A 14,688-nucleotide genomic window follows, 5' to 3' on the forward strand; every position below is an offset into this window, starting at 1 on the left:
GGTGCCTGTCTGGACAGGTTTGGCAGATCAACGCGAGCGAATCGACTGCATGAAAATCAAGACCATCGGACTGGCGGCTCTGCTGCTCGTCGGAGCCGCGAAGGCTCAGGCGGAACCCTTCGAAGTTTCTGACATTCGAGTTGAAGGCCTGCAGCGGGTTTCCGCCGCTTCCGTATTCAATGCCTTTCCTGTCAGCGCTCGCGATCGTGTGGATGACCGTGAACTGGCCGACGCCACCCGTGAGCTCTTCGCCACCGGCCTGTTCGAGGATATCGAGCTCGCCCGCGAAGGTGACGTGCTTATTATCCAGGTCGTCGAACGCCCCACCATTTCCCGCCTGGAAATCAGCGGCAACGAGCAGATAGACGACGAGGCCCTGCGCCAGGGGCTTCAGGAGGCTGGTCTGGCAGAAGGGCAGGTGCTGCAGCTCTCGACCATCGAGGAGATCCAGCGCGAACTCGAAGGCGTCTATCAGTCCCAGGGGCGTTATAGCGCCCGCATCGACACTGAGGTCGAACAGATCGACGAGGGTCGAGTGCAGGTCAATATCGACATCAACGAAGGGGCCGTGGCCAAGATCCGCCAGATCAATATCGTGGGCAACGAGGCCTTCAGCGATGAAGAACTGCGTGAACTCTTCGAGTTGGAAGACAAGCCCGGCTGGCTGTTCGGCTGGTTCTCCAGCGACGAGTATTCCCGCGAGGCGCTTTCCGGTGATCTCGAGCGCCTGCGGTCGCATTATCTTGATCGCGGTTATGTGAACTTCAACATCGCCTCTACCCAGGTATCGATCGGTCCCGACCAATCGGACATCTTCATCACCGTGAACGTCGATGAGGGACGCCAGTATCGCCTGGGCAATATCGGCTTCTCCGGTGATCTACAGATCAGCGAGCGCGAAGCTCGAGAGCTCCTGGAAGTGTCGCCCGGTGAGATCTTCTCGCGCAGCGACGTGACCGCTTCCTCCGAAGCACTGCGTTCACGCCTGGGTGCCGAAGGGTTTGCCTTCTCCACTGTTGATGGCGTCCCCCAGATGTCTAACGATGGCGAGACCGTCGATCTGACCTTTCAGGTGGACGCCGGGCGCCGCGCCTATGTGCGGCGCATCGAGTTTGTCGGCAACACCACCACCGAAGATGAGGTGTTGCGCCGAGAGATGATCCAGCTCGAGGGCGCGCCGGCTTCTACCGAGTCAATCAGTCAGTCAAGGCAGCGTTTAGAAAGACTCGGCTTCTTTCGTCAAGTTGATGTGCAGACTCAGCCGGTGGCGGGAGAAGAAGACAAGCTCGATGTCACCTATACCGTCGAGGAGCAGCCGTCCGGCTCCATCTCGGCAAGTGTTGGTTTCTCCCAGAACGCCGGGGTGATTTATGGGGCCTCGCTTTCACAGAATAACTTTCTGGGTACCGGCAATCGAGTGAATATCGGTGCCCAGCGCAGCGATATCTTCACCAGCCTCAACTTCGGCTTCACCGATCCTTACTGGACGCTGGACGGAATATCGCGAGGCTACAATCTCTTCTACCGCGAGACCGACTACGAAGACTCGGATATTTCCACCTATTCAACGGACTCCTTCGGCGGCGGGATCAACTTCGGTTACCCCGTCAACGAGATCACGCGCCTCAATTTCGGTGCCTCGGTGGAAGATCTGTCCATCAAGACTTATAACGACACGGCCCTGGAGATCGAGCAGTACGTTGAAGCGCAGGGGGCCGATGCCCAAAGCCTGAAGCTTTCGGGTAGCTGGACACGCAACAACCTGAACCGCGCGATCATGCCCACCGCCGGTGATTACCAGCGACTCTCGCTGGAAACCTCGGTGCCGGGCAGCGATGCTCAATTCTACAAGATGCGTGCCGAGGCACGCCATCTCTTCCCGCTCAACGATGCCGAGGAGTGGGTGATGAAGTTCAGCGGCGAGCTGGGCTATGCTGATAGCATTGGCGATGAGCCTTTCCCATTCTACGAGAACTTCTATTCTGGTGGCTTGGGTTCGGTGCGCGGTTTTACCTCCAATACGCTGGGGCCGCGGACTTCGCCACCTTCCAGCACTGATCGTGACCGCACATTGGGGGGTAATGTCTTGGTCGAAGGAAGCGCCGAACTGCTTTTCCCGCTGCCTTTCGTCGAGGATCGTCGCAGCATCCAGTCCGGCTTCTTTGTCGATGCGGGCAATACCTTCCTATCCAGCTGTTACGACGTGCCGGCGGGCGAGACATCCAACTGCAGCTCTGGGGTCGACCTGGGCGACCTGCGCTACAGTGCGGGTATCGGGCTCTCCTGGCTGACGCCGGTAGGCCCGCTTACCTTCAGTGTGGCCCAACCACTTAATGAGGAAGGCGAGGACGACACACAGTTCTTCCAGTTCTCGCTCGGTCAGACGTTCTGATCCGGCCTGCTGATCACCATGCCTTGCAAGGAGCACAACCATGCGAAACCTGACTGCCTCATTGAGCCTTGTGCTGCTCGCCGCGCTGGCACTGCCGACCCAGGCCGCCGAAGTCGCGCTGTTGGACTGGCGGCGCGCCTTGATGCAGACCGATGCCGCCGAGCAGTCTATGAACGATTTGGAGGGACGCGTCGGCAGCCAACAGCAGCAGGCCGAGTCGCTGGGACAGGAACTCCAGCAGATGCAGCAGCGGTTGCAGCAGGAGGGTCAGCAGATGGCCGAGGGAGAGCGCCAGTCCGCCATGCAGGAGTTTCAGGAAAAGGGTACTGAGTTTGAGCAGTTGCGCCAGCAGGTCGTGCAGGCGCAGCAGCAGGCCGAGCAGGAATTTCTGCAGCAAGCCGAACCCATGCTGGAGCAGGCGGTGGATCAGGTGATCGCGCGTCACGGCGTCGAAGTGCTGGTCGACCCACAGGGGGTGCTGCATTCCGATGCGGACCTACAGGACCTGACCGGGGAAGTGACTCAGATCCTCAACTCGCTGCTGTAACCCAGCGCAGCCAATGGACCCGGTCATCATGACGCCTACAGATTCGCTGACCCTTACCCTCGCCGACGTGGCCAAGCAACTCGAAGCCAGGCTGGTCGGTGATCCTGCGCGTCAGGTGACGGGCATTGCCACCCTTCGTGAGGCCGGCCCTTCGCAGATCGCCTTTCTCTCCAATCGCGCCTATCTCAAGGACCTGCCGGGCACTCGGGCAGGCGCCGTGCTCCTGTCGCCTGAGCTGGCGGCAAGTTGTCCGGTCGATCGGATTGAGCTGGCCAATCCGTACCTGGGGTACGCGGCCTTGTCACGGCTTTTTGACCCTTTGATGCGGCGAGAAACGGCGGGCATCCATCCTTCGGCCGTGGTGGCGAAGAGCGTCACTTTGGGGGTGGGCGTCGAGGTCGGTCCCAATGCGGTGGTCGAGGCAGGCGTCGAGCTGGGTGACGAGGTGGTGGTGGGGCCAGGCAGTGTGGTGGGTGCCGATTCGCGCATCGGCCAGGGTTCGCGTCTGCACGCCAACGTCACGGTTTATCATGGCGTGATCATTGGTGCGCGGGCCATCCTGCACAGCGGAGCGGTGATTGGTGCTGATGGCTTCGGCTTCGCCCATGATGGTAACGGTTGGCAGAAGATCGCCCAGTTGGGCGGTGTGGTGCTGGGTGATGACGTAGAGGTGGGCAGTTGTTCGAGTATCGACCGTGGTGCACTTGGCGATACCGTGATCGGCAATGACGTCAAGATCGATAGCCAGGTGCAGATCGCGCACAACGTGCAGATCGGTGACCACAGTGCGCTCGCCGGCTGCGTGGGCATTGCCGGGTCGACACGGGTTGGCAGGCACTGCATGCTCGGGGGCGGGGTGGGGCTCTCGGGCCATCTCACGCTCTGTGATGGCGTTCAGGTCACCGGGATGAGCCTGGTGACCAACTCGATCCTCGAACCCGGTGTCTATTCGTCCGGTACCGGCGCTATGCCCAACACTCAGTGGCGCAAGAACGCGGTGCGCTTCAAGCACCTGGACGACCTCGCCAAGCGCCTCGCGCGGCTTGAAAAAAACGGGCGTAACGGGTGAGTTGGCCGAGCACGATGGTCAGCTTGAGAGTTCGCAGCGCTATAATCCTTTGCCTGCCCGACGGCATTTCACGTCGGCTCGTGCCCGCCCGGTGGCGGGCATTTCGTCTTATTCAGAGGTTGTACCGATGGTAATGGACATCAACGACATACGTGATTATCTGCCCCACCGCTACCCCTTCCTGCTGGTGGATAGGGTGACGGAGCTCACGCTGGGCGAAGCCATCGTTGCCTACAAGAATGTCAGCATCAACGAGCCGTTCTTCAACGGCCACTTCCCGCATCACCCGATCATGCCCGGGGTGCTGGTGGTCGAGGCGCTGGCCCAGGCCTGCGCCATTCTCGGTTTCAAGACCCTCAACAAACTGCCCGCCGATGGCTATGTCTACTATCTTGTCGGCAGTGATAACGTGCGTTTCAAGCGCCCGGTGATGCCGGGTGACAGGATCGTGCTCAAGTCGACGGTCATTCGTGAAAAACGCGGCATCTGGAAGTTCGCCTGCCAGGCGACGGTAGACGGTGAGCTCGCTTGCGAGGCGGAGATCATCTGTGCCGAGAGGAAGGTCGCATGAGACACCCCACCGCCCTCATCGATCCCGCGGCGCGCCTGGCCGACGATGTCGAGGTCGGGCCCTTCACGGTGATCGGGCCCGATGTTCAGATTGGCCCCGGGAGCCGCATCGGCCCTCACGTGGTAATCAAGGGCCCCAGCGTACTGGGTGCGCGTACCCGTATCTTCCAGTTCGCCTCGGTGGGCGAGGACTGCCAGGACAAGAAGTACGCGGGGGAACCGACCCGCCTGGTGATGGGTGACGACAACGTCATTCGCGAAGGGGCAACCCTGCATCGCGGCACCGTCCAGGACCGGGGCGAGACCATTATCGGCTCGCGCAATCTCCTCATGGCCTACGTACACGTCGCCCACGACTGCGTGATCGGCAACGACTGCATCCTGGCCAACCAGGTGGCGCTCGCCGGCCATGTGCACCTGGGCGACTTCGTCGTCCTCGGCGGCTTTTCCGCGATTCATCAGTTTTGCCACTTCGGCGACCATGCCATGGCCGGCGGCGGCTCGTTCATCAACAAGGACACCCCGGCCTACGTAATGATCAACGGCAACCCGGCCCAGGCCCATGGCCTCAACCTGGTAGGGCTGAAGCGCCGCGGGTTCTCCAAGGAAGCCATCCGCGCGTTGAGCGAGGCCTACAAGCTGGTCTACCGCCAGGGGCTGACGGTGGAGCAGGCGCTTGAGCAGATACATGCGCGTTTTTCGCTGCCCGAGACCGAGACCTTCGCTGCCTCCATCGAGCTCTCGACGCGAGGCATCATCCGCTGACATGACCTGCAAATGAGCCTCACATGACAGTCAGGCGAGTTTATCTCGTCGCCGGCGAACTCTCCGGCGACCTTCTCGGTGCCGGCCTGATGCGAGTGCTCAAGGTGAGGCATCCGGGCGTTGAGTTCCGGGGTATCGGGGGCCCTCGCATGCTCGAGCAGGGCATTGACAGCCGGTTCCCTCTGGAGACCCTCTCGGTGATGGGGCTGGTCGAGGTGATCAAGCACCTCCCGGGCCTGCTGCGGGTGCGCCGGGAACTCAAGCGCGATGCCCTGGCCTGGCGACCCGACATCATGCTCGGCATCGACGCCCCGGACTTCAATCTGGGGCTGGAGCGGCAGTTGCGCGAGGCCGGCGTGACCACCGCCCACTATGTCAGCCCCTCCGTGTGGGCCTGGCGGCAGGGACGGGTCAAGGGCATCGCCCGCTCGGTGGACGCCATGCTGACCTTCCTGCCCTTCGAGGCCGCCTTCTACGTGCAGCATCGTGTGCCGGTGGCTTTCGTTGGTCATCCGCTGGCCGATGACCTGTCGCTTGTCAACGATCGCCAGGCGGCGCGTCGCGCGCTGGGGCTCGACGCGGCGCAACCGACGCTGGCGGTGTTGCCGGGGTCGCGGGCGGGCGAGATCCGCTTTCTGGGCGAAACCTTCCTCGATACCGCGCAACGTCTATGCCGTGAGCGAAGTGATCTGCAGGTGGTGATTCCCGCGGCGACACCGCTGCGCCGCGCCGAGCTCGAGACGCTGCTGGCCTCACGACAGGCACTGGCGGACCGGGTGACGATACTCGATGGCCTGGCGCGCGAGGCCATGGTGGCGAGCGACCTGGTACTGCTGGCCTCGGGGACCGCGGCTTTGGAGGCGATGCTCTGCCATCGGCCCATGCTGGTGGCCTACCGCATGGCGCCGGCGACCCACTGGCTGGCCAAGCGGATGGTCAAGACGCCGTGGATCTCGCTACCCAACCTGATCGCCCGTGAGACGCTAGTGCCCGAGCTGATCCAGGACGCCGCCACGCCGGATGCCATTGCCCGGCAACTCTCGGCCCTGCTCGACGACCCCGAGGGACGCCAGGCGCTGGAGGCGCGTTTTGCCGACATGCATGCCGGACTGCAACGCGACGCCAACCGCCGCGCGGTTGATGCCATCGAGGCTCTGGTCGACGGCCGTCCGCTGCCGGAGAGTGTCTCGCCCAACATGGCCGAGGCCGTCACGAAGGGGGAGGGCCGATGAGCGCCAGGGAGCTGCCCCCGCTGGTGATCGACTATACCGGTATGCATCTGGCCGGCGTCGATGAAGTCGGCCGAGGCCCGCTTGTCGGAGCGGTGGTCGCCGCCGCGGTGATTCTCGATCCGGCCCGGCCGATCGCCGGGCTCAATGACTCCAAGGCACTCAGCGCCAGTCGTCGCGAGGCGCTGGACGGCGAGATTCGCTGCCATGCCCTGGCCTTCGCGCTTGCCGAGGCCAGCGCCGCCGAGATCGATGAGCTCAATATCTATCAGGCCACACACCTGGCCATGCGGCGCGCCATCGATGCCCTGTCGCCGGCCGCCGAGTACCTGCTGGTGGACGGCAACCGTCTGCCCGGGCATCATGTTTCCGGCCAGGCGGTGGTCAAGGGCGACGCCCGTCATCCGGCGATCGCCGCCGCCTCGATACTGGCCAAGGTGGCTCGCGACGCCGACATGGTCACGCTCGACGTCCAGTATCCCGGCTACGGTTTCGCACGTCACAAGGGTTACCCGACGCGTGAGCATCTGGACGCTCTTGAGCGCCTGGGGCCGCTCGCCGAGCATCGTCGCTCCTTCGGCCCGGTGAAACGCCAGCTGGGGCTAGCCTGACGCCCGCAATCTTAACCACGCCTCGCGACGCCCGTTTTTTTTGTAACACCCAACACCTTCGAGTCCCCCATGACCACGCCCTTCGTTCATCTTCGCGTCCATACCGAATACTCCCTGGTCGATGGCCTGGTACGCCTCAAGCCGCTGGTCAAGGCGGCAGGCGAGCAGGGCTCGCCCGCCCTCGCGGTCACCGATGAGGCCAATCTCTTCGGCCTGGTCAAGTTCTACAAGGCCGCCCAGGGGGCTGGCCTTAAGCCGATCATCGGCGCCGATCTCTGGCTGATTAATCCGCACGACGCTTCGCACCCTCACCGCCTGACGCTGTTGGCCATGAATGCCGAGGGTTACCGCAACCTGACCGAGCTGATCTCGCGAGGCTGGCTCGAGGGGCAGCGACAGGGGCGGGCGCTGCTCGACAAGGCCTGGGTACTCGAACAGAGCGATGGCTTGATCGCGCTCTCCGGAGGACGCGACGGCGAGATCGGTCGCCACCTGCTCAGCGATCATCACGATGAGGCCCGTGCTCTGCTCGAGGAGTGGAGCGCCGCCTTTCCGGGGCGCTTCTATCTGGAGCTGATCCGTACCGGGCGGTTGCAGGAAGAAGAGTGCGTGCACCTGTCGGTGGACCTCGCGATCGAGACCGACATGCCGGTGGTGGCGACCAACGACGTGCGTTTCCTGGAACGCGACGATTTCTGGGCCCACGAGACGCGGGTTGCCATCGGCGATGGCAAGGCGCTGGACGATCGGCGCCGCGAGCGACATTACACCGAGGAGCAGTATCTCAAGAGCCCGGCGGAGATGGCCGAGCTGTTCGCCGATATCCCCGAGGCGCTCGAGAACAGCGTGATGATCGCCACGCGCTGCAACGTCGACGTGCGCCTCGGCGAGATCTTCCTGCCGGAGTTCGCGATCCCCGAGGGCATGACCCAGGACGAGTTCTTCCGCAAGGTCTCCCACGACGGTCTCACTGAGCGCCTGGATTTCCTGTTTCCGCCGGCGCGCTACCCCCGCGATGGGAAGGAATATGCCGAGATCGATGCCCGCTATCGCCAGCGCCTGGACTTCGAGCTCGATATCATCCTGCAGATGGGTTTCCCCGGTTACTTCCTGATCGTGATGGACTTCATCCAGTGGGCCAAGGACAACGACGTGCCGGTGGGGCCGGGCCGCGGTTCCGGTGCCGGGTCGCTGGTCGCCTATGCACAGAAGATCACCGACCTCGACCCGATCGGCTATGACCTGCTGTTCGAGCGCTTCCTCAACCCCGAGCGGGTCTCGATGCCCGACTTCGACGTCGATTTCTGCATGGAGAAGCGCGACCGGGTGATCGACTACGTGGCCGAGCGTTACGGCCGCGACGCCGTCTCGCAGATCGTCACCTTCGGCACCATGGCCGCCAAGGCGGTGGTGCGCGACGTGGCGCGTGCCCAGGGCAAGCCCTACTCCCTTGGTGACAAGCTTTCCAAGCTGATCCCCTTCGAGGTCGGCATGACGCTCGCCAAGGCCATCGACCAAGAGCCGGCGCTCAAGGAGTTTCTCGAGGCCGACGAGGACGCCCAGGAAATCTGGGAGATGGCGCGACGCCTCGAGGGCATCACCCGGGGCACCGGCAAGCATGCCGGCGGGGTGGTGATCGCCCCCACCAAGCTCACCGATTTCTCGCCGCTGCTCTGCGACGAGGACGGCTCGGGCCTGATGGTGCAGTTCGACAAGAACGACATTGAAGAGGCGGGGCTGGTCAAGTTCGACTTCCTGGGCCTGCGCACCCTGACCATCATCGACTGGGCACTGGAGATGGTCGACAAGGTGCGTTCGGTCGAGGGCCCGCTGGACATCGACACCATCCCGCTCGACGACGCGCCGACCTTCGAGATGCTCAAGAAGGCCGAGACGACGGCGGTATTCCAGCTCGAGTCGCGCGGGATGAAGGAGCTGATCAAGCGCCTCCTGCCCGACTCGCTGGAAGACATGATCGCACTGGTCGCGCTGTTTCGTCCCGGCCCCCTGCAGTCGGGGATGGTCGATGACTTCATCAACCGCAAGCATGGTCGAGCGGAGATCTCCTACCCCCATCCCGACTATCAGCACGAGCTCCTGAAACCGGTGCTGGGGCCTACCTACGGGATCATCCTCTACCAGGAACAGGTCATGCAGATCGCCCAGGTCATGGCCGGTTACAGCCTGGGCCAGGCCGACCTGCTGCGCCGCGCCATGGGCAAGAAGAAGCCCGAGGAGATGGCCAAACAGCGCGATGGCTTCATGGAAGGCTGTGAGGCCAACGGCATCGATCGCGACCTGGCGGGCAACCTCTTCGACCTGGTGGAGAAATTCGCCGGCTACGGCTTCAACAAGTCGCACTCGGCGGCCTACGCGCTGGTCTCCTACCAGACCGCCTGGCTGAAGGCGCATTACCCTGGGCCCTTCATGGCGGCGGTGATGTCCACCGAGATGGACAACCTCGACAAGGTAGTGCCGCTGATCGAGGAGTGCCGTCACCAGGGCCTGACCGTGACCCCGCCGGACGTCAACGTGGGCAGCTACAAGTTCAGCGTCGACGACCAGAGGCGCGTGGTGTACGGCCTGGGGGCCATTCGTGGCGTGGGCGAGGGGCCAATCGGCGCCATCGTCGAGGCGCGCCATCGCGAGGGACCCTTCGCTGATATCTTCGATTTCTGCCGCCGCGTCGACCCAAGGCGCATGAACAAGCGTACTCTCGAAGCGCTGATCCGCTCCGGGGCGCTGGATACCCTCGGGCCCAGCCGAGCGGTACTCGCCGCGGCACTGGAGGATGCCCTGAAGGCCGCTGCCCAGAATCAATCGAACCAGAACCAGGGAATGATCGACATGTTCGGCGAGGCCTTCGTCGATGAGGCGGCCGATGACGCCTACATCGACTACCGCGGCGCTCGGGAATGGAGCGACAAGGAGCGCCTGGCCGGTGAGAAGGACACGCTGGGACTCTACCTGACCGGCCACCCCATCGACGAGTACGAGCACGAGCTGGCCCGCTTCGTGTCCACCCGCATCAGTGACCTCAAGCCGTCCCGCGAGCCCCAGCGGGTCGCCGGCCTGGTGGTGGGGATGCGCACCATGAAGTCCAAGCGCGGCGACACCATGGCCTTCGTCACCCTCGATGACCGTACCGGACGCATCGAGGCTTCGATGTTCGGTGAGCTCTACCATCAGCTGCGCGGCCGCATCGAGCCCGACCAGGTGCTGATCGTCGAGGGCGAGGTGTCCAGCGACGACTACTCGGGCGGGCTGCGCCTGCGCGGCAAGGAGATCACCCCCATGGTGGCGGCGCGTGCCCGCTACGGTCAGGCGGTGGAGCTCTCGCTGGACGGCGCCCTGGCCAACGGACGCCTGATCGACAGCCTGCGCACGAGCCTCGCGCCCTGGTGCGATGCCGAGGGTCTGCCGGTGCGTCTGCGCTATCGCAACGCCGAGGCGTCCGGCTGGCTGGAGCTCGACGACGCATGGAAGGTGACGCCCAGCGATGAACTGCTGATCAGCCTGCGCGAAGTGCAGGGCCAGGAGGGCGTGCACCTTAAATACCGCTGACGCCCCCGGGGCCGCCTTGCGTGGGACTCTCAGGGTGCGATAATGCACGCTATTCGACGTTTCGCCGCAGTCAAGCCCCGGCTGACGAGGACAAGGCAAGCCCATGAATCCCAATTATCTTGAATTTGAACAACCCATCGCCGAGCTCCAGGCCAAGATCGAGGAGCTGCGCCTGGTCGGCAACGACGGCCAGGTCAATCTCAACGATGAGATCAGCCGGCTCGAGGAGAAGAGCCGCAAGCTTACCGAGTCCATCTTCAAAGGCCTGAGCCCCTGGCAGGTTTCACAGCTCTCGCGCCATCCCCAGCGGCCCTACACGCTGGATTACCTGGAACACGTCTTCACCGATTTCGACGAACTCCACGGGGATCGACATTTCGGTGACGACGCGGCCATCGTCGGTGGTGTCGCCCGGCTCGACGACAAGCCGGTCATGGTTATCGGCCATCAGAAGGGCCGCGACGTCAAGGACAAGGTACGACGCAACTTCGGTATGCCGCGCCCCGAGGGCTATCGCAAGGCGTGCCGGCTGATGGAGATGGCCGAACGTTTCGCCATGCCGGTGCTGACGTTCATCGATACGCCAGGCGCCTATCCGGGGATCGACGCCGAGGAGCGGGGCCAGTCAGAAGCCATCGCCTATAATCTGGCGGTGATGTCGCGCCTCAAGACACCGATCCTGGCCACCGTGGTGGGCGAGGGTGGCTCCGGCGGGGCACTGGCCATCGGCATCTGCGACGAGCTGTCGATGCTGCAGTTTTCCACCTATTCGGTCATCTCGCCGGAAGGCTGCGCCTCCATCCTCTGGAAAAGCGCCGAGAAGGCGTCCGACGCCGCCCAGGCCATGGGCATCACCGCCGAGCGCCTGAAGGAGCTCGGTTTTGTCGACAACCTGATTCCCGAACCGCTGGGTGGCGCGCATCGCCATCCGGTAACGACCGCCGAACGTGTCAAGTCCTCCCTGCTGGCTAGCCTCGAGCGCCTGGAAGCGATGGATACCGATGCGCTGCTTGAAAGGCGGTACCAGCGGCTGATGAGCTATGGCGCCCCCGTCTAAGCGGCCATGTCCCTTCAGCTCCTTATCGATGACGCACTGGCCCAGACCCTGCCGGGGCATGACGTCTGGGTCGCCCTGTCCGGCGGACTCGACTCCTCGCTGCTGCTGACGCTTGCCGCCAGGGCACGCGATCGCCATCCGCGCCCCTTGCGCGCCATTCACGTTCACCACGGTCTGCAGGACGCGGCCGACGACTTCGAGGCGCATTGCCGCCGCCTAGCTGCGCAACTGGACGTCCCGCTGAGCGTCGAGCGGGTCGCGGTCGATTCAGAGGGCGGTTGTGGGTTGGAAGGCGCGGCCCGGGAGGCGCGCTACGCGGCCTTAGCGCGTCACGTGCCCGCCGGCGATACGCTGTGGCTGGCGCAACATCGTGACGACCAGGCCGAGACCTTCTTGCTCGCGGCCTTGCGCGGGAGCGGCGTGCGAGGCCTTGCCGCCATGCCGAGCGAGCGCGACTGGCAGGAGCGCGAGCTGGGCCGACCGCTGCTCGGCGTGTCGCGAGCCGATCTCGAGGCCGAGGCAGAAAGACTTGATCTGACCTGGATCGAGGACCTGTCCAACGCTGACTTGACGCTGGATCGCAACTTCCTGCGCCGCACGATCCTGCCGCGACTCGAGACCCGCTGGCCCCAGGCGGGCGCCTCCCTGGCGCGCAGCGCGACCCTGGCCGGGGAGGCAGATACTCTGCTGGCCGAGCTGGCCGAGCTGGATCTGCAGCGCCTCGGAGGCGACCCGGGGCGGTTGCCGATTTCGGGCCTGACGGCGCTTTCGCCGGCGCGGTGCCGGTTGTTGATCCGCCACGCGTGCGCACTGAGCGGGCTTCCTACGCCGCCGGCCGGGCGCCTGGCGAGCCTGCTGGATCAGCTCGAGGCCCGGCGCGATGCCGAGGTGCACATTGCCTGGCCGGGCGCGTCGGCGCGCCGCTGGAACGGAGAGCTGTACCTCATGGCAACGGTAGTCGCTATACCGTCAGATTGGTCGTCCGAGTGGGATGGCCGAGCGCCGCTCGTGACCCCACTCGGTGAGGCAAGTGTCGGGGTGACGCCGCATTCGACGCGGCCGGTTCGGCTGCGTGTGGCGCCACGCCGAGGTGGTGAGCGGCTGCGGTTGGCGGGGCGCGGCAGTCGGGATCTCAAGCGGTTGCTGCAGGAGGCGGGTCTGCCGCCCTGGGAGCGTCAACGGGTATTGGTCGTGCACCATGGCGACCAGGTGGTCGCCGTGGTGGCGCCCACGCTGGCGAACTGGCTGGCCTGCGCTGAGGGTTGGTCAGGCCTGAGCGAGGCGTAGCGAGAACCCGGCGGCCTGCTGGAAGCCGATCTCCTGTTCCAGATCGGTCATCAGCAACGACGGCGTATCGTCGGTCGCGAAGGCCACGATCAGTTCTTCGTTGTCCGCCGTGAGGCGCGGCAGCGCGGGCACCTGTTCGGGGCGCGAGTGGTTGATCAGCACGGCCAGGCGCAGCAGTCGCACCAGGCGGGCGTGGGAGCGCTGTTCGGCGGCGGGCAGGGCCTTCCATTCCTTGAGCGGGAACTTGCGGCGATGGCCGCGCACCAGGAAGGCCAGCAGGCGTTGCTCCGGTCGCGAAAAACCCGCCAGGTCGGAGTATTCCAGCAGATAGGCGCCGTGGCGGTGGAACTGACTGTGCGAGATCGCAAGGCCAATCTCGTGCAGGCGGCTCGCCCAGCCGAGAAACCGCGCCTGATTCTCATCCAGCGACCAGGCGTCACGCACCTGGGCGAACAGCGCCAGGGCGGTATCGGTCACATTGTCGGCCTGGCGGGTATCTACGCCATAGCTGCGTTCGAGGTTCTCCAGGCTCTTGAGTCGCGAGTCTTCGGGGCTGTTGCGACCAACCATGTCGTACAGTACCCCTTCGCGCAGGGCGCCATCGGCGTAGCGCATCGTCTCCAGTTCGAGTGCTTCGAAGATTGCGCAGAGGATCGCCACGCCGGCGGGAAAGACGCGTGCCCGATCGGCCTTGAGCCCCTCGAGAGAGACCTTGTCGAGGCGTTTGAACTTGACCAGGCGATCTCGCAGGGCGAAGAGCCCCTTGCGGGTAATCACGCCCTCGGGTGCCTCGCTGGCAGCCGCGATCACGGTGGCGGCCGCCTTGATGGTGCCGCTGGAGCCCACCGGGTCGGACCAGCCCAATCGGAGGTAAGGCCGCTGAATATTGGCGAGCTCCGACAGCGCCGCCAGTTCCGCCTTGCGAAACCGCTTTTCGCTGATGTCGCCGTTGGCGAAGAAACGCCGGGTATAGGTCACACACCCCATGCCCAGGCTCTCCAGCGCCAAGGGCTCGAAACGTTCGCCGATAATGAACTCCGTAGAGCCTCCGCCGATATCGACAATCAGGCGTCGTCCATTCTCGGCCAGGGCATGCGCGGCTCCCAGGTAGATAAGACGGGCTTCTTCGCGGCCGGCGATGATTTCGATGCGCGTTCCCAGTAGGGCCTCGGCGCGCTCGATGAACTCCTGATTGTTGTCGGCGTCGCGCAGCGCGTTGGTCCCCACGACGCGCAGATGTCCGGGCTGGATGTCGCCGAGAAAGGGCGCGAAGCGCGATAGACATTCCAGGGCGCGCTGCATGGCCTCTTCGCTGAGTCGGCCGTCATCGCCGAGCCCTGCCGCCAGCTGTACCTTTTCACCGAGCCGCGCCACCACCTGCAGATGCTCGTCCTGATAGTTGGCCACCAGCAGGTGGAAGCTGTTGGAGCCCAGGTCGATGGCCGCCAGGCGATGGGGGGCGGCAGGTGGCGTCTCGGGTGAGTCGGCAGCGTTGCGCTCGTTGGCCGAGCCCATGGACGGAGTCATGATATATCCTTGTGGTATCCTTGCCCGCAGGTTGCGATGGTGTGCCAACGCTGTCAATCAATGATGCGCT

General features: G+C 64.3%; 11 protein-coding genes. 10 read left to right on the forward strand and 1 reads right to left on the reverse strand.

Features of this window, described 5'->3' with window-relative positions; genetic code table 11:
- Nucleotides 1-49 precede the first annotated feature (49 nt).
- The 10 genes from bamA (at nt 50) to tilS (ending at nt 13,091) form a co-directional block, all read left to right on the forward strand.
- The gene (gene bamA / locus KG088_RS05640; protein WP_250148090.1) at nt 50-2,392 is read left to right on the forward strand and encodes an outer membrane protein assembly factor BamA; all 2,343 of its coding nucleotides are present in this window, start codon (nt 50-52) and stop codon (nt 2,390-2,392) included.
- 40 nt (nt 2,393-2,432) lie between these two features.
- Nucleotides 2,433-2,939 (forward strand): OmpH family outer membrane protein, encoded by a 507-nt coding sequence (locus KG088_RS05645; protein WP_213824522.1) that lies wholly within the window; start codon nt 2,433-2,435, stop codon nt 2,937-2,939.
- Between the two features lie 28 nt (nt 2,940-2,967).
- The gene (gene lpxD / locus KG088_RS05650) at nt 2,968-4,008 is read left to right on the forward strand and encodes a UDP-3-O-(3-hydroxymyristoyl)glucosamine N-acyltransferase (protein ID WP_213824523.1); all 1,041 of its coding nucleotides are present in this window, start codon (nt 2,968-2,970) and stop codon (nt 4,006-4,008) included.
- Nucleotides 4,009-4,135: 127 nt separating this feature from the next.
- Nucleotides 4,136-4,579: a 3-hydroxyacyl-ACP dehydratase FabZ gene (fabZ, locus tag KG088_RS05655; protein ID WP_213824524.1), complete on the forward strand. Its 444-nt coding sequence runs from the start codon at nt 4,136-4,138 to the stop codon at nt 4,577-4,579.
- Nucleotides 4,576-5,343 carry an acyl-ACP--UDP-N-acetylglucosamine O-acyltransferase gene (gene lpxA, locus KG088_RS05660; RefSeq protein WP_213824525.1) on the forward strand — a complete coding sequence of 256 codons (768 nt, stop codon included), beginning with the start codon at nt 4,576-4,578 and terminating at the stop codon, nt 5,341-5,343. The genes fabZ and lpxA overlap by 4 nt, the downstream gene beginning before the upstream one ends.
- Before the next feature lie 23 nt (nt 5,344-5,366).
- On the forward strand, nt 5,367-6,575 hold the full coding sequence (gene lpxB, locus KG088_RS05665; RefSeq protein ID WP_213824526.1) for a lipid-A-disaccharide synthase: 1,209 nt from the start codon (nt 5,367-5,369) through the stop codon (nt 6,573-6,575).
- A complete protein-coding gene (rnhB, locus tag KG088_RS05670; RefSeq protein ID WP_213824527.1) occupies nt 6,572-7,183 on the forward strand; it encodes a ribonuclease HII in 612 nt (203 codons plus the stop codon). Before lpxB ends, rnhB begins: the two co-directional genes overlap by 4 nt.
- Nucleotides 7,184-7,252: 69 nt before the next feature.
- Nucleotides 7,253-10,747, forward strand: coding sequence for a DNA polymerase III subunit alpha (gene dnaE, locus KG088_RS05675; RefSeq protein ID WP_213824528.1), 3,495 nt, complete (start codon nt 7,253-7,255; stop codon nt 10,745-10,747).
- Nucleotides 10,748-10,850: 103 nt separating this feature from the next.
- Complete coding sequence (accA, locus tag KG088_RS05680; RefSeq protein WP_213824529.1) at nt 10,851-11,804, forward strand: acetyl-CoA carboxylase carboxyl transferase subunit alpha; 954 nt, start codon at nt 10,851-10,853, stop codon at nt 11,802-11,804.
- A 6-nt stretch (nt 11,805-11,810) separates the two neighbouring features.
- Nucleotides 11,811-13,091, forward strand: coding sequence for a tRNA lysidine(34) synthetase TilS (gene tilS, locus KG088_RS05685; RefSeq protein ID WP_213824530.1), 1,281 nt, complete (start codon nt 11,811-11,813; stop codon nt 13,089-13,091).
- On the opposite strand, the gene ppx is transcribed toward tilS, so the two are convergent.
- Complete coding sequence (gene ppx, locus KG088_RS05690; RefSeq protein ID WP_213824603.1) at nt 13,071-14,606, reverse strand: exopolyphosphatase; 1,536 nt, start codon at nt 14,604-14,606, stop codon at nt 13,071-13,073. The genes tilS and ppx overlap by 21 nt on opposite strands.
- Nucleotides 14,607-14,688 lie beyond the last annotated feature (82 nt).

Source organism: Halomonas jincaotanensis, from assembly GCF_018448785.1.
Classification (GTDB): domain Bacteria; phylum Pseudomonadota; class Gammaproteobacteria; order Pseudomonadales; family Halomonadaceae; genus Halomonas; species Halomonas jincaotanensis.